Below are 20,903 nucleotides of genomic sequence, written 5' to 3' on the forward strand. Positions count from 1 at the left end.
ACCTTCAGCGCGACGCAGGAGCAAAAAGCGCTGAAGGGCGGAACCCGAGCGTCACATGGATGTGCCGAAGGAGCGTGTTTTGGCAAGGCCCTCCGCTTACTGGCGTCCCGGGCGCTCGTTATCAGCAAGCCTCAGCGCCAGCCCGGAGGCGCGGACAACCCGCTGGCCGACGCTGTCTTTCAGTACCTGGGCGTCGCCGGTGATCAGGCTGAACCAGTTCTTCGCCCGGGTGATGCCGGTATAGACCAGTTCCCGGGTCATCACCGGGCTGAGCCGGTCCGGCAGTACCAGACAGGTATGGTTGAACTCCGAGCCCTGGGACTTGTGCACGGTCATCGCGTACACGGTTTCCAGCTGTTGCAAGCGGCTCGGGGATATCCAGCGGATGCTGTCGGTACCGTCCCCGCTGGGGAAAGCGACCCGCAGAGTGAATCTGGCTTCACCGGACTCGGTCCGGTCCCAGGGCACACTGAAGGTGATACCGATATCCCCGTTCATCAGGCCCAGATTGTAATCGTTGCCGGTGATCAGCACCGGCCGCCCGGCGTACCAGCCTTCGGCGCGGGGAATCAGTTTTTCCCCCAGCAGATGCCGCGCCACCTGGTCGTTGAGGCCTTCCACACCCCAGGGCCCCTTGCGCAGGGCGCAGAGAATCTGGAAATCGTTGAAGGCGGCCAGTACCTCTGTTGCAAGATCGTCCCAGTCCTCCCGGGGGCTGTCGGGCGTTAACCGATGATGATTCATGCGTTCCAGATAGTGACGATACCCGACCGGTGGCGGCAGGATCTGCTGGTTGACTTCCCGGCCCTGGCCCTGATTATGGAAGGCGTCCGGCGTGCCAGTGACCGCATGGGCACAGACCAGTTCCAGAGTGTCGTCGAGGGCCGGTCTGGCGGTGCGCCCGTTCAGCCAGATGACGTCATCGAAGCCGCCGTCGCGGCACTGTCGCAACAACGCTGCATCCAGGGTATCAGTGTTGACCGCCTCCGCCAGTTTGCGAATACCGCTGTCCTCACTGAAACGATAGCTCTTGCGCAGCATCGCCACCGCCTGGTCGAGCACCTGGCCCTGGGTATCAAGCCGTGACTCAGGTACTTCATCGCCGGTGATGGCGTGCAGCCACTGGGCAGTGTCCGGGGTGTAATGGGCCTCTGCCGCACGCTGGCACAATTCACCCAGAACGGCGCCGGCATCCACCGACGCCAGCTGGTCCTTGTCGCCCAGCAGGATCAGTTGGGCATGGCTGGGCAGGGCATCAAATACCGAGGCCATCAGGTCCACATCCACCATGGACGCTTCGTCGATCACCAGGATATCCACCAGCAGCGGATTGTCCCGGTTGTGGCGGAACTTGCGGGTGTCCGGCCGGCTGCCGAGCAGACGATGCAGTGTGGTGACTTTGGTGGGAATGTCGTCCAGCACCACCTGACCGGGCAATGCCTGCAGCGGCAGGCGGCTGACCGCACCGCCGATGGATTCGTTCAGTCGTGCGGCGGCCTTGCCGGTGGGGGCGGCCAGACGAATACGGTATTTGCGACCGGCCCGTTCCGGGGATTCGCCGGCCACTGCCTGCAGGGCTGCCAGCAGGTTCACCACCGTGGTGGTCTTGCCGGTACCGGGGCCCCCGGTGACCACCGCAAACCGGTTGCGGGCGGCCAGGGCGCAGGCCAGTTTCTGGTAATCCACGTCCTGTTGGGGTTTGAACAGACAACCCAGTGCCCGCGACAGGGTGCCGGCGGATGCCGAGGTCGGGTCTGCCAGCGGAGATGGCAGCGGAGATGGCAGCGCCAGCCGCTGCTGGATGCCTTCGGCAATTCGCTGCTCGTAACGCCAGAACCGGCGCAGGTAAAGTCGGGTGTCGTTCAGCACCATCGGCGTGGTCAGTGAGCCATCACTGACTGCCGGTGTGTTGCTCAGTGCGGCAAGACACTCCTGCAGGGAAACACTGGCCAACACATCATCCGGGGCCAGTTGGCTCAGTTCCGCCGCTTCGGAATCCGTCAGTTTATCCGTGACCGGCTCCTCCGGTGGCAGTGACAGGGTGTCGCCGGCATTGGACAACAGGTTGGCAAGGTCAATACACACATGGCCGCGGCCCACCTGATGGGAGGTCAATGCCGCCAGTAACAGCAACAACGGTTGTGGCGTCTTGCCCTGCTCTTCCAGAAGGGTGCGGATCAGCCGCGCAAACCCCACATCCAGCGGGCGAATCCACTCGGCCTGTTGCCACTGGAGCAATAACGCTTCGGTCCGGTCGAGGCTGGCCAGCAGCTTGCGGGTGTCGACAGTTGGGGCTGACGGGGCCGCAGATGATGGCGGTGCAGGGTTTTGATCGTCATCGCCGAGATCGAAGGCGAACTGGTTGTCGGAGTTCCGGGTCCGGCTCATGCGGCTACCTCCCCTGGCGTGTTGCCGTCAAACATCGAATCCAGTTGCTCGATCAGTGTCTTCGGCGGCTTGTCGGTAAAGGCGCCGGCGGTGGGGGCATTCACCCCGCGCAGGAACAGGTACACGGCACCACCGATGTGGGTATCGTAGTCATAGTCCGGCAGCCGGGCTTTCAGCAGCCGGTGCAGGGCCAGCAGGTAGAGGATGTACTGCAGGTCGTAGCGCTTGTCCAAAATGGCGTCACCCATGGCCTGGTCGGTATAGGCGAGGTCGTTGTCGCCGAGGGTATTGGATTTATAGTCCAGCACGTAATACTGCCCGTCGTGTTCAAACACCAGATCGATAAAACCCTTGAGCATGCCATTGAAGCTGCGGTCGTTCACCTGGGGTCGGTCGGCGCCATTGAGGGTATGTTGAGTGACCAGCTGGTCCATGGCCCTGGTACGGACGTGGCAGCTCTCGAACCAGAATTCCAGTTCCGGGCGCAGCGTGGTCAGTTCCGCCAGGCTGGCGCTCTGAGTGCCGGTTCTACTCAGCGGGATCGGTTGGCGGATCAGCGCCAGCAGCCACTGCTCCAGCGGCTCCACCCACTCGCTCCAGCCACGGGTGCTGCATCGGCGGGTAAGCTGTTCGCGAAGTTGCGCGGGGTTCTCCACAACCTGCTGGAGTCCCTGCTGGGTACACCACTCCAGCAACTCATGCAGGAAGGTACCGGGGCCGGCGCCTTTGGGGAAATGGTGGTGGTTGCGGGTCGCCGGAACAGCGGCTTCTTCGGCCTCGTCCTGGGCACTTTCTTCCAGCAAATTCTGGGTTTCCGCATCCTCCACTTCCCCGGTAAAGACGATACCGGTTCCGGCCATACCGGCGTACTCGATGGAGGAATAACTGGCGATCCACCAGTCCTCTTTCGCTTCGCGGTTGGAGACCAGCGCGGGCCCCAGGGCTTCCGGTGCGGCTTCGGTGTAGTGGTTGTCGGTGGCCTCCGGCAACGGCATGACCGATATCGCCGGGTGGCCGTTCGCCAGTTGGTTCAGGCAGTTGCTGACGGAGTGGGGTTCACCTTCCCCGCCCATCAGATAGCCCAGGCCGCTGAGGGGCCAGTTGTCGATCGCCGCCACGCCGACCCAGGTGGCAAAACGGGCGCGGGTCAGCGCCACGTAGAGTTTGCGGATGTCCTCACCCAGCCGTTCCCGGTCAGCCCGCGCCACGTCGTCCGGGGTGGGATCGAACACGGTGGTGAGCTGGCCGCTGTCATCGTGATAACGGACAAAGGCCTGTTTCTCGTTTTCGGCACGAAATGCGGTGCCGAAGGGCAGGAAAACCAACGGGTATTCCAGACCCTTGGATTTGTGCACGGTGATCACCTTCACCAGCCCGGCGTCGCTTTCCAGACGCAGGGTGCGATGTTCGTCTTCCTCGTCCGCCGCTCGCAGGATCTGGGTGTAGTGGTGCACCAGCGCGTGCTCGCCGTCCAGTTGCAGGCTGTCCTGCTGCAGCAGCTCGGCAATGTGCAGTATGTCCGTCAGTCGGCGTTCGCCGTCGGGGCGCTGGAGCAGCCGGCCAGGCACATCGAAGTCCATCAGGAAACTGCGCAGCATGGGCAGCACGCCCTGGTTTTGCCATTGCTGCTGGTAACCCATAAAGCGTTCAATTTCCCGCTCCAGGGCAATCTCGTCGGTCAGCAACCGGTTCAAGGAGTGCCAGGACTGGCCCAGCGTCGGGGTGGCCAGCGCAGCCCGGGCGTAGGCCAGTTGCCGGGGTTCGGCAAAGGCCCGGAGCCAGCACAGCATTTCCCTGGCTTCCTGTGAGGTCAGGACCGAATCCCGATCCGACAGGTACACGCTCTTGATCTGGCGTCGCCCGAGGGCATCCCGCACCGCGCTGGCTTCGTTGCGGTTGTTGACCAGAATGGCGATGTCCTTGGGGGCTACCGGTTCGAGATCCGCCGGGTTTTCCGTCAGCGCAAATCCGGCCTCGCCCGCCTGCCCCTGGCTCAGCAGTCGGGCAATTTCACTGGCACAGGTCTCCGCGATATCGACGGTCGCGGCCCCTTTTGCCAGCCCCTTGCGGTTGCCGGCCTTGTCCTCTTCTTCCGATTCCAGCGACCAGAAGGTGAGACTCGGCTGGATTTCGCCCTGGACCGACCACAGGCGTTTGGTGCCATTGGCGTCGACACCCTGGAACGGCAGTGGCGAGGTGTCGCCCTTGCCGAACAGGAAGGCGCCATCACGGCTGTTGTGATCGCCATGCTCGAACACCCGGTTCACCGCTTTCACCATGGATTCGGCGGAACGGAAGTTGCGGCCCAGGGTGTAGGTGCGTTCCCGGGCGCCCTTGCGGGCTTCCAGGTAGGTATGGATGTCTGCGCCGCGGAAACCGTAGATGGCCTGTTTCGGGTCACCGATCATCAGCATGCAGGTGTGCGGGTCGTTGTCCGCCACCTGGTAGACCCGGTTGAAGATGCGGTACTGCACCGGGTCGGTGTCCTGGAATTCGTCGATCAGTGCCACCGGGAACTGACGGCGGATGGTGGCCGCCAGTTGCTCGCCACGGGGGCCGTGCAAGGCGTCGTCGAGGCGGGTGAGCAGATCGTCGAATCCCATCTCCGAGCGTTTCTGTTTTTCCGATTCCAGCCGTTGGGCGATCCAGTGGCTGGCGTGCCGGAGGATATCCGACTCGGCACTGGGCAGGTTCTGGCTGAACGCTACCAGTTCGGCTATGGCCTCGAAGGCGGGATGCTGTGGCGCCGGGTCCTCGCCCTTGAGCTTGGTGGGCAGTACGGCCGGTGTCTGGTTCTGGAAGCCGGCCTTGTCCAGCCCCTGGGGATAGAGTTCGTCCGAAGCCGCCCAGTCCAGCAGGGTATCCCAGGCAGCAATCATTGGCTTCATGCTGCCGCCGTGGAGCCGTTTGCTCTTGTTAAGCGTGGTCAGCAACTCCACCACGTCGGGTTTCCAGTGGGCCCAGTCATAGGCCTTCAGTTCCCGCGCCCGTTCCTGACGTTGGCTGACGGTCTGTTCGATGGCCTGTTTCACATCGCCGGTAGGCGTGCCCAGGTTGTCCGCATCGGGGATCAGGTTGCGCACCGCCTTGCGCAGGTCGTCCGGGGTTTTCCAATGGCTGAGAGCTTCGTCCATCAGTATCGGGGACAAAGGGTAGATGAAGGTGCGCCAGTAATCCCGCACCACCTCGTCCAGCAGGTCGCTCTGGTCGGTTTCCAGGGTGAGCTTGAACAGGCTGCCGCTGTCGAAGGCGTGCTCGCTGAGCATGCGGTTACACCAGCCATGGATGGTGGAGACGGCGGCCTCGTCCATCCACTCGGCGGCCAGTAACAGCTTCTTGCGACATTCCGGCCAGGTGGCCGGGTCCGGGTAACTGTTATCGCGAAGCTGATGGATCAGCGCGGTTTCCGGTGACGGCGCTGCGGCGTCTGCGGCGTCGGAAAACACCTCGGCGGCCTGGGTCAGCCGGGTACGGATGCGGTCCCGCAGTTCCTTGGTGGCGGCGTCGGTAAAGGTCACCACCAGCAGATTCGGCGGCAGTATCCCCTGTGCCAGCGGGCTGTCCTCCGGCTGACCGTGGCCCAGCACCAGGCGCACATACAGAATGGCGATGGTGAAGGTCTTGCCGGTACCGGCACTGGCTTCAATCAGGGTGCTGCCGTTCAGGGGCAGCGTTAAGGGGTCCAGATTCGGATTGCGGTTGGTCATGTTGTCGCTCATGCCTGCCCCTCGATCTGTTCGGCGGCGGACTTGCCCTGCTCCGCTTCCCACAGGGGCACATAGAGGGCATGCAGCAAGGCCTCGAATTCACCACTGACCATCAGTAACTCCGCACTCTCAAATGCCCCTCTCAGGTAACCGGTGTCCCGCTCCAACGCGGTGGTGTAGGCCTGCTCCGCATCGCTGATCGCCCGTTCGTGGTCACCGAGGAATTTCTTGCTCTGATAAAAACTGTATATCCAGGCAAAGCCGGCTTCGCAGTGAATGGGCAGGGCCCGGGTGGTGGCCTCCATCCAGCGCGTGATGATGGTTTCCAGATGCGCCTGTGCCTGTTCCCGCTCCATCGGGGCGAAGCGGAACTTGCGGCCCTCTTCCTTGCCCAGGATCAGGGTTTCAAACGGCTGCCCGGTGAGCTGACCGGCGAGGTGAATCACCCAGTCCCGCATCAGATTGGCGTAGCGTACCTTCTTGCTGTAGCCGGAGCCGGTCAACAAACCGGAACTGGCCACCACCAGCCGGCACAGCTGGCCTTGGTGGTTACAGCGCAGGCCATCGATCAGGTCCAGCACCTCGACAGTGCCGGTGGTGTTGCTGACGTGGTAGTCGAAGGGGATGGGTTCGCTGACCGCTTCCGGCCACTCCATCAGTGCGGTCTGATAGCGCTCGAACAGGTCCGGCAGGCGGCCGGACAGCTCGGTGCGCAGCCGATGCTCGGTGACCCCCATGCCCAGGTCGCCGCGCCGGGCCATGCGATCCAGAGTGGTTTCCAACCGTTCATGCAGCTCTTCTTCCGAGCCGGCTTTCATCAGGCCGTCCCGGATCAGTTCGTTGTTCAGCCGCCAGCGGTCCAGACCGTTGAGGTCAAAGTTCTCGTTATCAGTGTCCTCGTCTTCCACATCCTCAAAGCGCACCTGCAGGCGACGCTGGTAAAAAGTATCGATGGGCTTTTTCAGGAACGCCGCCAGATCGTTCAGGGTGATGGGCTCTTCCGGGGCCTGATACGGCAGGGCATCCTGGGCCTGTTCTGCCGTTTCATTGCCATGGGCGCTGCGCCATTCCCCTTCGTAGGTAAACAGCGTGCGGGCCTGCAACACCTCGGCCAACGGTCTTGGCGGGCAGTCCTCGCCCTCGCCCAGGCCATTGGCTCTGGGGAAGTAATCGCGGCTGAACGGTTGCAGCGGATGCTGCGTGGTCAGGGCCGGTGTGACCGGCTGAGATGGCTGGCCGGTGACCTGCCACAGACTGTCCAGATGATCCCGTAGCTGGCCCACCAGCACCGAAGGCGGCCGCTCGGAATCGTCCTTGATGCTGCGCCCGACCCAGCTGATGTATAACTGTTCCCGTGCCGACAACAGGGCCTCCAGGAACAGGTAACGGTCGTCCTCGCGGCGGGAACGGTCACCGGGCCGATAATCCTGGGCCATCAGGTCGAAATCCACCGGCGGTCGGGAACGGGGGTAATCGCCATCGTTCATGCCCAGCAGGCACACCTTGCGGAAGGGGATGGCCCGCATCGGCATCAGGGTGGCGAAGTTCACCTTGCCGGCGAGGAAGCGCTGGTTCAGGCCGCCTTCATCAAGGCCTTCCAGCAGCACATCCTTGACGATGTTCAGGGGCAGGGACTGATGTTCCAGCCCGGCGGCCAGGGCATCTTCCAGCCATTGTTCCAGCTGGCGGCGGAAGCGGTTAAGCAGTAACAGATCGCTGCCGGTTACCTTGTGGAAAAAACCCTCCAGCATGTCGGAAAACAGCCCTTCCCAGGCGGTCGCCGTGCGGGATTGCTGTAACGCCTGCCACAGGGTTTCCAGCTGGTGGACGAACTCGCTGAGGCGCCCGGCCAGGCTGGCCTGAAGCCCGCCGATTTCGCCGTAGGGTTCCACCCCGGCCCAGGGTTCATCTTCTCCCATGCTGTAACCCAACAGCATCGACCTCAGTCCCGACTGCCAGGTGTTACGTTCCAGCTCGGCCGGCAATTCCAGGCTTTCCCGGTGTTTGCCGTGCAGACCCCATCGAATGTTGGCGCCTTCCACCCAGTGCCGCGCCAGGGGGATCTCGTCCTCGGCGATGCCGAAGCGGTCGCGAATGCCCGGCACTTCCAGCAGGCTGATGATTTCACTCACGCCGAAGCGGCTGCGGGGCAGCGACATCAGGGTTTCCAGGGCAATCAGCACCGGTTCGTGGTGACGCTGGCCCTGATCGGAAATGGTGAAGGGAATATGCCGTTTGAGACCGGCCTGGTAACGACCGAATACCGCCTGGATGTGGGGCGCGTACACGTTGATATCCGGAACCATCACGATGACATCCCGGGGCCGCAGTGCGGGGTCGGCGTTAAAGGCGGCCAGTAACTGATCGTGCAGGATCTCCACTTCCCGCTGGGGGCTGTGGGCATCATGAAATACCAGGGAATGATCCCGGCCCGGATCCAGCTGGCGCTGCTCGGCGCGGATGTCCTGCAGCGGCGTCAGGTTGTAGATGTCGTTCTGCAACTGGTGCAGCAGGGTGGAGTCCTCGCCGGCACCATGCTCCGAGAAAATGTCGATCTTCTGGTCCGGGGTCTGTAAGCTGCTCCGGTACTCCTCCGGATTATCGAATTCATCCAGCAGGCGGATGTAATCACGCCCCTGTTTGCCCCAGGCCGCGAGTAACGGGTTGGCATGCTGGTGCAACTGATCCGGATCGGCGACGTGGGAAAGCGTCGGGTGGGCGATCCCGCGTTTGCGCTCGGCCTTGAGCAGTTCCCGGTCGCTGATGATATCCGCCCAGTAGAACTGGCTGGGGTTGTGGACACACAGCACCACCTGGCTGAAGCGACTGAGCACGTACAGCGCTTCCAGTGCCTGCCTTGGCAGGGAGGATACGCCAAACACCACAATGCGCTTTGGCAGCCGGGATGGATTGGCAGGCTCACTGATACGCTGGCCTTCGGCCATAAACCGGGTATGAATCTGCGAACGGCTGGTGTGGGCCTCGGCACCGACATCTTTCACCACCTTGCGCCACAACAAGGGCTGCCAGCGGGTTTCTTCATCCAGCGGCTTTTCCTCACCCCGTGCGGTGATCACCACATCCCGCCCCTGCTCCCAGGCACTGAGCCAATCGGCGCGAAACACCTGGTACTGGTCAAACAGATCCGCCACTTTTTCAGCCAGCTGGAAATCCCGCAGGTCCGGATCGGTGCCGTCCAGGAATCGGGCCAGTGGGGTGAAGGCGTCGTCCTGACCGACCAGTTCCGGCAATAACCGGTATAACCGCCAGACCAGTCGACGCTTGTCGAACGGTGATTGCTCCGGGACCTCGCCATCCGGCATTACCGCCCGGTAGGCCTGCCAGATAAACCGCGCGGGAAACAGGAAGTCCATGCCGGCGGCAATGCCCAGGCCGCCGTCGGCACCCTCTTCCGAACGCTTCTCCGCCAGTGCCAGCTTCAGCCACTGGGCAATGCCGTTACTCTGCACCAGGAAGGTTTCGCTCTCCAGAGGCGGCATGGGGTTCTGGCGGCAGATGTACACCACCGCGCGGCGCAGGTCTTCCAGGTGATTGGCGTGAATGGCGTGAAAGCCGGGTTCGATGGCGGTTGTCTCGGGCATACCTGCTCTTTTGGGGTCCGGGTAAACGTGGCGACTACAGAGTAGCGCAAACCCGGGTGAAATTTCTCGAAAACGCATCCGCCAACCGAAGATTGGCGTAAGCTGTAAGGAGGGTCCCCTCTAAAGGATACCGCTTATGATCACGTTCCTGATTCGTGCCCGAACCGCGCCGCCAGTGCTACTGGTTATTGCTGCGCTGGTTTTTCTGGTGCCGGCCTCGCCCCAGGCGGATGACACGGATTCTGAAATTCAGGGTGCCATCCTTCGGCAGATTGAGGCGTTTGCCAACGACGATGATGAGGCTGCCTGGCGGGTCGCGTCTGAGGGCATCAAGCAGCGCTTTGGCAGTTCCGAGGTGTTTCTGGCGATGGTGAAGCAGGCGTACCCAGCGGTCCACCGAGCCAGTGCCATCGAGTTTGTCAGACGAGTCCCCCACGGTGATTTCGAGATACAGGTGGTGCGACTGAAAGGACCGGAGGGCAAGCGCTGGGATGCTTATTACCGGATGGTGTTGATTGATGATCAATGGAAGATCGGTGGGGTACAGATGCAGCCGGCAGATCTGGGTATTTGAGACCTGGTCTTGGCCATCGTAGAGTTGGGTGGACTGCGACCGAGCGGGTAAGATCTGCCAAAATACGCTGTGAATACGTCCCTGTACGCTCGGCTCCGCCATCCATGGCTCCGCACGATTTTGGCAGATCTTACCCGCTCGATCGCGTGCAGACTCAGTCAGTTGCGGCCTCTTAAAAAGGTTCCCGGTAACAATATGACCCCCCAATTTAAAGGCCAGCGCCCCCAGACGGCGGACCTTGAAGACCCTCTGTATTACCTGAAAAACATGGACACCGTGGTGTCGTGGGTGGCCAGTCACCACGGGGATTTGCTGACTGCCGATGAGCAATCCCGATTAGGCAGTTTCTTCGAGCTATCTACCGCCGCGCGGGGACTGCTGACGCGTATGGTGATGCGTACCGGTGAGTTGTTTCGGGGAGATAAGCTGAACTATCCGGAACTGCCGGGATCCGTGGCTGACGCCTTGGTCGAACTGAGCGACAGTAACTGGCTGGAGTCATCACCTCTGCTTGGCATTGATGACCTGTTTCGTCTGTTTACTCTGGCCGAGCTCCGACCGGTGTTTGCCGAGTGGCTGGTTGAGCGGAATGTGCCGAGAACCCTGCCTAAAGCTCAAATGCGTGAAGTGCTGGCTGAACATTTCCCAGACCTGCAACGGACGGAAGAGTGGGTTGGGGATGAAGCGCCGGCGGTGGTTCGGCTAAAGGATATGCCTCTGTTCGACCGCATCCGCCTGATGTTCTTCGGCAACCTGCGCCAGAGCTGGACCGATTTTGTGCTGGTGGAATTGGGTTATCAACAATACGAGCAGGTGACCTTCTCTGCCGATTCCCGGGCTTTTCATCAACGGGCGGATGTGGATTGTTATCTGCAGATGCACCACTGTCGACAATGGTTGGATGAAGGGGTGGCCGCGGTTGAGGTGTGGCCCGAGGTGCCCGGTCCTCTGGCTAATCCCTGGCTGACCAGCCGGCGGGACCGGTTGTTGCTCGAACTGGGCCGGCAGGCGGAGCGGCAGGGCGAGCGGGAGCTGGCGCTGGAAGTGCTCGCGGCCAGTAACCATCGGGAGGCGCGGCTGAAGCAGCTTCGGTTGCTGGAACGAATGAAACGCTTCGGCGAGGCCTGGGAGATTGCCCGACACTGGCATACCGGGGATCTGAGTGATGCCGAGGCCCAGGGGTTGGCGCGCATTCTCAAGCGGCTGGCAGCGAAAATGGGTGAGGCGTCACCGGTGGTAGCGACTCCGCCGCCGATTCGTGAATTTACCGTGACCCTGCCGAAACCCGACGTGGGACCGGTGGAGCTGGCGGCCCAGCAGCATCTGGAGACCGAGGAGGCCCCGGTTTTCTATGTGGAAAACACCCTGATCAACGGCCTGTTTGGCCTGCTGTGTTGGCAGACCATTTTCGCGGCCATTCCCGGCGCCTTTTTCCATCCCTTCCACGTGGGTCCGGCGGACCTGATGCGGGAGGACTTTGTGGAACGACGCCAGCAAGCCTTCGACCGATGTTTTGCTCGGTTGCGCGGGGGTGATTACCGGCAGCGCATCCTCGAAACCTGGCGGGAAAAACACGGCATTGCCAACCCTTTCATAGTCTGGCCGGTGTTGTCGGAAGACCTGCTGACCATGGCCATGGACTGTATTCCGGCGCATCACCTGGAGCGGCTGTTCGAACGCCTGCTGAATAACCTGAAGGAGCACCGCAGTGGCTTCCCGGACCTGATCCGGTTGCACCCCAACGCTGCCGGCCCGGGACCGCATTACGAAATGATTGAGGTAAAAGGCCCCGGTGACCGGCTGCAGGATCATCAGCGTCGCTGGCTGGCCTTCTTTGCCCGCGAAGGTATGCCCGCCAGCGTCTGTTACGTGCGCTGGCAGTCAGATGGGGACAACGAGTGAAGGTTGCCGTCCGTACCCTGTGTGAGTTCGCCGCTCGTCGTGGCGATCTGGACTTTCGTTATACCCCGGCACCCAGCGCTGAAGAGGGCATTGCCGGCCATCAGTCCATCCAGTCACGGCGTGGCTATGGCTATAAGAGCGAGTACTTGCTGACCGGGGAGTGTATGGGGCTAGTGCTCTCGGGGAGAGCGGATGTTTACAATCCGCACAAGGGCCGGCTGGAGGAGATCAAAACCCACCGGGGTGACCTGTCCCGCATTCGCGAGCATCAGCGTGCGCTCCACCGCGCCCAGCTCAGAGCCTATGGTGCCCTCCTGTGCCGGCAGGAAAACCGCAAAAAACTGGAACTGGCGCTGATCTACTACGACACCGGCAAGGATAAGGAAACCACGGTGACGGAAACCGCCACGGCGGATGAGCTCTGGCAGGAGCTTGAGGACCTGTGCCAGCATTACAAGGCCTGGGCCGAGCAGGAAGCGCATCACCGGGAGCAGCGGAACGCCCTGCTGTCCGAGTTGACCTTTCCCTTTGCCGAATTCCGGCCGAGGCAACGCCAGTTGGCGGAAACGGTGTACAAGAATTCGATGAAGTCCGGCACTTTGTTGCTGGAGGCTCCCACCGGTCTCGGCAAAACCCTGGGTACCCTGTTCCCGGCCTTGATGGCCATGCCGGCGGCACAACAGGACCGGCTGTACTATCTCACCTGTCGTAATACCGCCCGTCAGCTTGCCATGGATGCGGTGGCCCGTCTGCGTACCGCCCAGAATCTGCCCCGTTGGCCGTTGCGAACCCTGGAGCTGGTGTCGAAAGACGATGCCTGTGAGCACCCGGACAAAGCCTGCCATGGTGATTCCTGTCCGCTGGCCAAAGGCTTTTTCGACCGCCTGCCGGATGCCCGGGCCGAGGCTGCACAGACGGAAGATACGCTGGATCAGGCAACATTGGCGAAGATCGCCGCAGGTCATGGCATTTGCCCCTATTTTCTCGCTCAGGAGATGGCGCGCTGGTGTGACGTGGTGATTGGCGATGTGAACCGGCTGTTTGACCAGTCCGCCCTGCTCCACGGCCTGATTCGCCAGAACAGCTGGAAGGCCAGCCTACTGGTGGATGAAGCCCACAACCTGGTGGACCGGGGCCGGGGCATGTATTCGGTACGGCTGGAACAGCAACGACTGCTGAAGGTGAAGAAGAGCGCCCCGAGCCCGCTGAAATCGGCGATCGATCGCACGGCCCGCGCCTGGCAGAGTCTGATCCGTGATCATCAGACGGACCACGAAATCCCGGTATTTCTCGAAACCCTGTCCTCCCAGCTACTCGGGGCCTTGCAGGCTTTGGTTTCCAACCTCACCGATTATCTGGCGGACAACCCGCCGGACCTCACCCTGCAGGAACTGCTGTTTGAAAGCGTGGCGTTCATCAAGCTGGCGGAGTCCTTTGGTGATCACTCCCTGTGCGAATTCCAGCGCACCGGTCGGGGCCGGGCCAGTCTCACCATTCAGAACCTGATACCGGCGGATTTTCTGCGGGAACGGTTCGAGGCGGCCCAGTCGGTCCTGTTGTTCTCTGCCACATTAAGTCCTGGCGTCTACTACCGGGACCTGCTGGGCATGCCGGAGGACACCCGCTTTACCTCCCTGCCCAGTCCGTTCAGTGCCGAGCAGTTGCAGGTGCAGTTCACGCCGGGCATCAGCACCCGCCAGACCCATCGGGACGCGTCCCTGCGGCCTATAGCGGATCTCATCGCCCGGCAGTTCCGCGAACGGCCTGGTCACTACCTGGCGTTTTTCAGCAGCTTCAAGTACGCACGGGCGGTCAGTGAGACCCTCGCCAAAGAGGCGCCGGATGTTCCCCAACGCTCTCAACAACCGGGCATGTCGCCGCAGCAACGAAGTGAATTTCTGGCAGGCTTTCAGAAGTCCGGGGGCAGTGTCGCATTTGCGGTTCTGGGCGGCGTGTTCAGTGAAGGTATCGATCTGCCCGGTGATCAACTGATCGGCGCCTTTGTGGCCACCCTGGGCTTGCCGCCATTCGATCCCTGGCATGAGATTCTCAAAGCCCGTCTTCAGCAGCGTTTCGGCGCGGGTTACCAATACACCTACCTGATTCCCGGGCTGCAGAAGGTGGCCCAGGCTGCCGGACGGGTCATTCGAACACCCGAGGATAAAGGCGTGATATGGCTGATTGATGACCGGTTTCTGCAACCGGACATCAACCCATTGTTGCCTCGCTGGTGGTTCGAGGTTGATTGATCAACCGAAGTGGAAAAACGCCAGTTTGTTGCCATCCGGGTCTTTTACGTAGGCACCGTAGAACTGGTTCGGAATGCGCTGCCCCGGCTCACCGTCGCAGGTGGCGCCCAATTCAATGGCCTTGTGGTAGTGGGCATCCACCGCTTCTTTCGACCCCGGCTGAATGGCGACCATGTTGCCGTTGCCCGGGTGGTTGGGCTCACCGTTATACGGTGTGCAAATCGCCAGCATGGGGGAGCCCATGTTTTTACCAATAAAGGCGATGCGCTCCATGTCCAGCAGTACCTTTGCGCCTAGATCCGCAAGCAGGTTACTGTAAAATTGCTTTGCGTTATTTATATCGCTGACGCCGATGGTGACGTATCCGATCATGGTTCTCTCCTCGATTGTTTGGTGGGTATACGAGTGTGGGTTGGTTCTGGAGCTTGGTAACCGCCTGGCGATCTTTACCTTCGATTATTTGTTTTTACGAGTGTTTGATCCATAGTCCTGATCATCAACTATACTTGAATGTGATCTACGCAGTTTGGTGGAAATTTGATCATTCTCACTTAGCTGCGTAGAATACGCCAACTCCAATAAGCTAACAGGGTATGACTATGCTGACGTTATCAGTTGCGCTAGGGATTGTCGCACTGGGAGTTTTTGCTTACCTGACACTGAAGTTCGCGGGTGAATGGCAACTCCGTAACAAGATGATGGAGAAAGCGAGTCGTCTTGAGCGTCAGGGTGTGAAACCTGCTGGCTCTTCCCTCTCCCATGGCATGTGTTTGGATAAAGAGTCTTCCAAAATTATTCCCGATCAGATGGAATCGCTAGTCTGGTACAAACGGTTAATGGACTGACCACTACTCGATGGAATATCAGTATCTTGGCTGGATACCTTGTATCAGCGGCCATCTTGATTTCGGCTTGATGAAGCCCGGAATATCCGGTGGCTTTACGAATAAATATATCAAGGACAACAAAACCAACCATATCAATTTTGGTTACTTGGCGCAGAAAGATCATCACGCCCGCCGGGTAATGCTGCAGTCGAAGGTTAACTGGCAAGATCGTCTCAATGACAAGGAGTACGACGGTTCCTTCCGGGTATTTGTACTCGCCGAGGCATCAGAAAGTGCCTGTATGGATAACCGGGAACTTCTTGGCAGCGTCTACGTTTACCCAACCAGTGAGCAGGAAGGCAGTAAAGCCGAAAATCGCGAAAAGCCGTGGTTTCAGACAATCCACGAAGCCCAGGAAGTTTATGACCGTTCCAACGGCAACGTTAATGGTTGGGATGATTCGCGAAGCCAGCTCAACCAGTGTTATGACCGCCTGAAGATCGAGTTGGAGGCAATGGGCTTCTGGCGAGTGGACTTCAAGGCAACGTCCGGCGGTCTGGTTTATCTCTCCACCCCTACGGAACAGCACCGCTCACTGTCCGATAACGAAAAATACCTGATCACCCGCCAAGCCTACTATTACATCAAGTATTCGCTTCACTCCCATAAACATCACCAAGCAGAGCAGGACTCGCTTACCACTATCGTCCCCTACTCTCGCTCCAGAGATGGCAGGCGTGATGCCGCATTAAAGATGCTGTGCCAGTTGAAGCGGGAACTTACCCACATCAAGCGAACACTCACTCAAGAGCAAGGACTGTATTCAGACGACGCCTTGGGAATCCTCAGCTATATGGGTTCGCTGTTAACAACCTTGCACACTCGAAAATTGATCGATGGTGATCTTCACCAGCGAGAGGGGCGTTACATCGATTCGCTCCGCAGTTCTTTCCAAGTCCAGGAATCGAGAACCAGGAATTTTCGCTCCATCGAGGATTCAACACGGTCTACCTACCGGGTGTACATTGGATGGACCCTGGCATTAGTTTCATTATTCTTTGGAATTGTCGCGCGGCCGTTCTATGCACCGGTTCCGGAAAGTGAATTGCTAAACATTCCTTCACTCGGGGAACTGGCTCTGTTCGTACCATTAATTCTGTTAGTAGCAACGCTTCTCTATAGAAAGGTAACGGCACACATGATCAGTACCAAGCTTGATGAAGCCTCGGTACGGTATTTTGTGCAGGCTAGATATCATCAAAGCAATGGGCAGCTTGTTAGAACATTCCTGTCGGATAACAGGAACACCCTCTTCATATTTGCGTTGCTAGTGATCGGGGCTTTTGCTGCCTCTCTTATCTGACCATTTTCGTGACACCATGAAAATGGTCTTCGGCTGCCATTACTGTCTGTACTGGTAAGTGGCCAATTTATTTATGCTTTGCTTTTGAGGTGTTTGGGCTTGGCGACAGACGCCCGTTCCGCCTTGATCCGCTCCAGCAACGCCTCAGCACTGTTCTCCCCGCTGATCAGATCCGGGTTGTCTTTGCGCCATTGCTCGGTGAGTTCACCTCGGAAGGTTTTGGCCAGGATGGACTGGGCGAGGTTGTTGACGCGGGCCAGGGCGTTGTTGACCTGTTGTTCGATGCGGTCGGCGTGGGCGAAGAGTTGGTCTACTCGGTGAACGATTTCGGTTTGTTCTTCTGGAGTGGGCCAGTTGAGCTCTAGTTGGCGAAACTTTTTCTGGGTGAGGTTCATGCCACTTTCGGAGATACCTGTTTTCAGCGTTTCAATTTTCTCAAGCACATAGGGACTGTTGAGCTGCAGTGCAAGAAACTTACTACTCCCTTTTCCCTCAATCACTTTATACCGATACACCTTGTCGCAAATCATCAGATTCTTAGATATCTCACTGACGTAACAAGTGATACCGCACCGCGATCTAGGGCCTGCTCTTGTCGTGAGTATGTCGCTGTCTAGAAGGCGTAAACTCGGCTTTGCATCCAGGTTATACGGAAGCTTTTTATTTTCGTTTTCGACGAAATCCATTGGAAGAACTGACGAAGTCTTTATAACCCCCCAGCTTTCATCAGAAGTGGGCTCATTATGGCACTTCGGACTCCACCCCTGATCGATGTTTCCAATTACATCACCTAGCACTTTTGCCTCCCATTCGGGCAAACCAGCTAGGTTTCGCCACTCCTCCGTCAACCGCCCACTCACTGCCGCAGCCAGTACGGACTGGCGGAAGCGTTTGAGGATTTTTGGGATGCATTCGAGGCGGGCTTTGGTGTTTTCCACCTGGGCCAGCAGGGTGTCGAGTTTGTCGGCGATAACTTTTTGTTCAGCGAGGGGGGATAACGGAAACTCGAAGTTCTGAACATCCGACGACTTCGCCGCAGGGTAAAGCGCACCCTGAACAACACCGCTGATTTGATCGACGAACTCCTTTGAGCGGACTAGCGCGAAAATATAGCGGCTATCAACTAGCACAGGCTTTATGACTTCAAACCCAGTCGACGCGATTTGCTTGTGATATTTCTGGTCGACTAAGGCTACAGCATTGAGATTTGGCCTAGTAAGAGAAACCAGAACATCGCCGCTTTCAATAACTTTCCTCGCCCTACTGGGAGCGTTGTCCCCAGCAACCACTTGAGGGTCGGAAATCTTTTTTAGGCTCCTATCGATACTGCCTATGTCCACATAGATGAAGCTTTCATCGGTACCTGGCTTTCGCTGGAGGCCCTTAATCGAGATATCCGAGATTTTGGCCTGTTTCCAGCCAGTAGGGATATAGTGGTCTGACATTACTTTTCCCCACCCATCACTTCCCGCAAAAGCACCCTAGCCCCATCAGCCTCCTCTTCAGCCCCCAACTCCCGCATTAAGGCATCCAGCTCCCCCAACGCCTGCACCAGTTCCCCCATAGCCTCACCCGCCAGCACACTCGGCTCGGGCAAGTTGGCCGCATCCACACTGTCGCTGTCCTTCAGCCAGGAAATATCCAAAGAGTCGCCCTTGTGCTCGGCAATCCACTGGCGGCTGAAGCTGCGCCAGCGACTGTGGGCCAGGCGAGGGTCGATGCCCTCGTTTTCGTCGCTGTGTTCGGGCAGTTCGATGGCTTCGGAATGGAAGCTGTATTCGCCTTCTTTTCGGCCTGAGGGATGGGCGGTGGCCGTTTCACCCTCTCCCCCGGCCCCTCTCCCGTTGAGGGAGAGGGGAGCAAACACGTTTTCAAAGGGTTTTAGGTGCTGTTCGCCGAAGGGGGTGCGTTTTCCGAAGCTGGGCATGTTGGTGCGCAGGTCGTAGACCCAGACGTTTTCGGTGCAGTTTTCTTCCTGGTACTTGTCCTTGGCGCTGCCTTTGGTGAACAACAGCACGTTGGTTTTCACGCCTTGGGCGTAGAAGATGCCGGTGGGCAGGCGCAGGATGGTGTGCAGGTTGCACTTGTGCATCAGGTCCCGGCGCACATCGGTGCCGACGCCGGCTTCGAACAGTACGTTGTCCGGCAGCACCACGGCGGCGCGGCCACCGGGCTTGAGGTTGCGGTAGATGTGCTGCAAAAAGGCCAGCTGTTTGTTGCTGGTTTTGTAGGTGAGGTCGTCCCGGGTGATGCTGGCATCGCCGCCTTTGCTGGTGCCGAAGGGCGGGTTGGCGAGGATTACGTCGGCCTTTTCCAGTCCGGCGCCGGTCTGGCCCAGGGCGTTTCCCAGGTGCACCACGCCTTCGGCATCCCCTTCCATGCCGTGCAGCAGGCAGTTCATCAGGGCCAGGCGGCGGGTGCCGGGTACCAGTTCGATACCCACGTAGGCCTGTGTGGTCTGGAAGGTTTTATCTTGGTCGTTCAGTTCGTACAGCTCGTCGGTCTGGCTTTTGATGTATTCGTGGGCGGCAATCAGGAAGCCCGCCGTGCCCGCCGCCGGGTCCTGAATGTGTTCGCCGGGTTGCGGTTTCAGGCAGCGAACCATGGTGTTGATCAGGGCGCGGGGGGTGAAGTACTGGCCGGCGCCGGATTTGGTTTCGTTGGCGTTCTTCTCCAGCAGGCCTTCGTACAGGTCGCCAAGGCCGTCTTTCTGGGCGCTGAACCAGTCGATCTGGTCCAGGGTCTTGATCATCTGCTCCAGATGGCGCGGCTCCCGCAGGCGGGTCTGGGCGTCGGCGTAGATGGCGCTGATCAGCGGGTCGTCGTGTACCCGATTACCCTCGCCGTCGTTGCCGGTGGACAGGCTGAGCAGAATGCGTTTGTAGTCGTTCAGCAGGTTGATGCCGGATTTGCCGTTCAGGTCTGTCCAGCGGCAGCCTTCCGGCAGAGGATGCCTTACCAGAGTGCCAAAATCCTTGTTCTCATGGACCATTTTGATGAACAGCAGCAGTACCAGTTCGGTGACGTAGTCCGAGTAGTTGATGCCGTCGTCCCGCAGAACGTCGCAGAGGTTCCAGAGTTTCTGGACGATGTCGTTGTTGGTCATGGGTAATTCCGGTTGTCTTTAAGCGCGCTCAAGGAACAGCGCCATGAGTGGTGAATTGATGTAGAAATTGCTGCGGCCTACCCTGGTTTTGTCCAGCAGGCCGATGCTGACCAGCTCTTCCAGGTACTTGGTCGCGGTGATTCGGGTGACGGAGAGGTCCTCCATCACGAACTCGATCTTGGTGTACGGGTGGTTGAACAGGTTGTTCAGCAACTCCTGACGGTAGATTTTCGGACACTCGTTTCGCATGCGATTTTTCGTGTGCTGCATAAGCTCACGAATCTGACCGATCAGTGCAATCGTCTGTTGAGCAGTCTGGCTGACACCTTCCAGCATGTAGAGCAGCCAGGACTCCCAGTTGCCGGTATCACGCACGGCCTGAAGTTCCCGGTAATAACCGGCTTTGGTCTGAATCAGGTAACGGCTGAGGTAAAGGACCGGAAGGTCCAGCAGATCTTTCGCCACCAGATAGAGCATGTTGATAATGCGCCCGGTGCGGCCATTGCCGTCGTAGAAGGGATGAATGCTTTCAAACTGGTGGTGGATAATCGCCATTTTCACCAGTGGATCTGCATCGCACAGCTCGTCATTGTTAATGTAAGTCGCCAGGTTACCCATCAGGTCTTCGATTTCACTGGCCGATTGGGGCGGCTCATACACCACTTCGCCGGTGGCCTGATTTTTCAGGGCGGTGCCCGGGAGTTTGCGCAGGCCAGCCCGGTTTCGTTCGAGGGTTTCCTGAATAACCAGAATGTCGTTCAGTCGAATCAACCGGGATTTCCGAACACTTCGGAAGCCTGCTCGCAGTGCAGCTGCATAGTCCTGAACTTCCTTGGTTTCGGGCGAAACACTGGCTTCGTCTGCCACCACAGCTCGATAAAGGTCATCCTGGGTGGTGATGATGTTTTCGATTTCGGAACTGTGCCGGGCTTCCTGCAGTGTCAGCGTATTGATTAGTATTTCTTCATTTGGGATGGTTGCGGCCACACCCTTGAGCTCCGCCAGATAACGGTGAGCCTCCGCCGCCTTTTTAAGCACCGTTCGGGATTCCCACTGTTCGACGTGTTCCAAGGGTAAAGTTGGCAGCACAGAACGTCCTTTTCTCAATTTATGTATAGAAAAACCAAAAATCTATACATGTCGAGGTGGATATGCAAAGGAAACCGCGTTTTTCTATGCATGTGA

At 59.2% G+C, this 20,903-nt stretch carries 12 protein-coding genes; 5 read left to right on the forward strand and 7 right to left on the reverse strand.

The window, feature by feature from the left end; translation table 11 throughout:
- Positions 1–96 precede the first annotated feature (96 nt).
- Genes recD through recC form a run of 3 tightly spaced genes read right to left on the reverse strand, consistent with a single transcriptional unit; the run spans position 97 to position 9,697 of the window.
- Positions 97–2,388, reverse strand: a complete 2,292-nt coding sequence (gene recD / locus Q0Y21_RS15080; RefSeq protein ID WP_297797279.1) for an exodeoxyribonuclease V subunit alpha — start codon at positions 2,386–2,388, stop codon at positions 97–99.
- On the reverse strand, positions 2,385–6,107 hold the full coding sequence (gene recB / locus Q0Y21_RS15085) for an exodeoxyribonuclease V subunit beta (RefSeq protein ID WP_297797281.1): 3,723 nt from the start codon (positions 6,105–6,107) through the stop codon (positions 2,385–2,387). Before recB ends, recD begins: the two co-directional genes overlap by 4 nt.
- Positions 6,104–9,697 (reverse strand): exodeoxyribonuclease V subunit gamma, encoded by a 3,594-nt coding sequence (gene recC / locus Q0Y21_RS15090; protein WP_297797283.1) that lies wholly within the window; start codon positions 9,695–9,697, stop codon positions 6,104–6,106. Before recC ends, recB begins: the two co-directional genes overlap by 4 nt.
- Positions 9,698–9,833: 136 nt before the next feature.
- Here recC and Q0Y21_RS15095 point away from each other — a divergent pair, with 136 nt between their 5' ends.
- The 3 genes from Q0Y21_RS15095 (at position 9,834) to Q0Y21_RS15105 (ending at position 14,422) form a co-directional block, all read left to right on the forward strand.
- The gene (locus Q0Y21_RS15095) at positions 9,834–10,271 is read left to right on the forward strand and encodes a DUF4864 domain-containing protein (protein ID WP_297797285.1); all 438 of its coding nucleotides are present in this window, start codon (positions 9,834–9,836) and stop codon (positions 10,269–10,271) included.
- A 195-nt stretch (positions 10,272–10,466) separates the two neighbouring features.
- On the forward strand, positions 10,467–12,173 hold the full coding sequence (locus tag Q0Y21_RS15100) for a VRR-NUC domain-containing protein (protein WP_297797286.1): 1,707 nt from the start codon (positions 10,467–10,469) through the stop codon (positions 12,171–12,173).
- Complete coding sequence (locus tag Q0Y21_RS15105) at positions 12,170–14,422, forward strand: ATP-dependent DNA helicase (protein WP_297797288.1); 2,253 nt, start codon at positions 12,170–12,172, stop codon at positions 14,420–14,422. Before Q0Y21_RS15100 ends, Q0Y21_RS15105 begins: the two co-directional genes overlap by 4 nt.
- Here Q0Y21_RS15105 and Q0Y21_RS15110 read toward each other — a convergent pair whose 3' ends face one another.
- Entirely contained in the window at positions 14,423–14,794 is a 372-nt protein-coding gene (locus Q0Y21_RS15110; RefSeq protein WP_297797290.1) for a VOC family protein, read from the reverse strand.
- 227 nt (positions 14,795–15,021) lie between these two features.
- On the opposite strand from Q0Y21_RS15110, the gene Q0Y21_RS15115 reads away from it, so the two are divergent.
- Positions 15,022–15,267, forward strand: a complete 246-nt coding sequence (locus tag Q0Y21_RS15115) for a hypothetical protein (protein WP_297797292.1) — start codon at positions 15,022–15,024, stop codon at positions 15,265–15,267.
- 10 nt (positions 15,268–15,277) lie between these two features.
- Entirely contained in the window at positions 15,278–16,612 is a 1,335-nt protein-coding gene (locus Q0Y21_RS15120; protein ID WP_297797294.1) for a hypothetical protein, read from the forward strand.
- A gap of 71 nt (positions 16,613–16,683) precedes the next feature.
- Here Q0Y21_RS15120 and Q0Y21_RS15125 read toward each other — a convergent pair whose 3' ends face one another.
- From Q0Y21_RS15125 to Q0Y21_RS15135, 3 genes are read right to left on the reverse strand one after another with little or no spacing between them, the layout of a single operon-like run.
- Complete coding sequence (locus Q0Y21_RS15125; RefSeq protein ID WP_297797295.1) at positions 16,684–18,057, reverse strand: restriction endonuclease subunit S; 1,374 nt, start codon at positions 18,055–18,057, stop codon at positions 16,684–16,686.
- Positions 18,057–19,718, reverse strand: a complete 1,662-nt coding sequence (locus Q0Y21_RS15130) for an N-6 DNA methylase (protein ID WP_297797297.1) — start codon at positions 19,716–19,718, stop codon at positions 18,057–18,059. The genes Q0Y21_RS15125 and Q0Y21_RS15130 overlap by 1 nt, the downstream gene beginning before the upstream one ends.
- An 18-nt stretch (positions 19,719–19,736) precedes the next feature.
- Positions 19,737–20,807, reverse strand: coding sequence for a Fic family protein (locus Q0Y21_RS15135; protein WP_297797299.1), 1,071 nt, complete (start codon positions 20,805–20,807; stop codon positions 19,737–19,739).
- Between the last annotated feature and the right edge of the window lie 96 nt (positions 20,808–20,903).

Source organism: uncultured Marinobacter sp. (genome assembly GCF_947259545.1).
In the GTDB taxonomy this organism is placed as follows: domain Bacteria; phylum Pseudomonadota; class Gammaproteobacteria; order Pseudomonadales; family Oleiphilaceae; genus Marinobacter.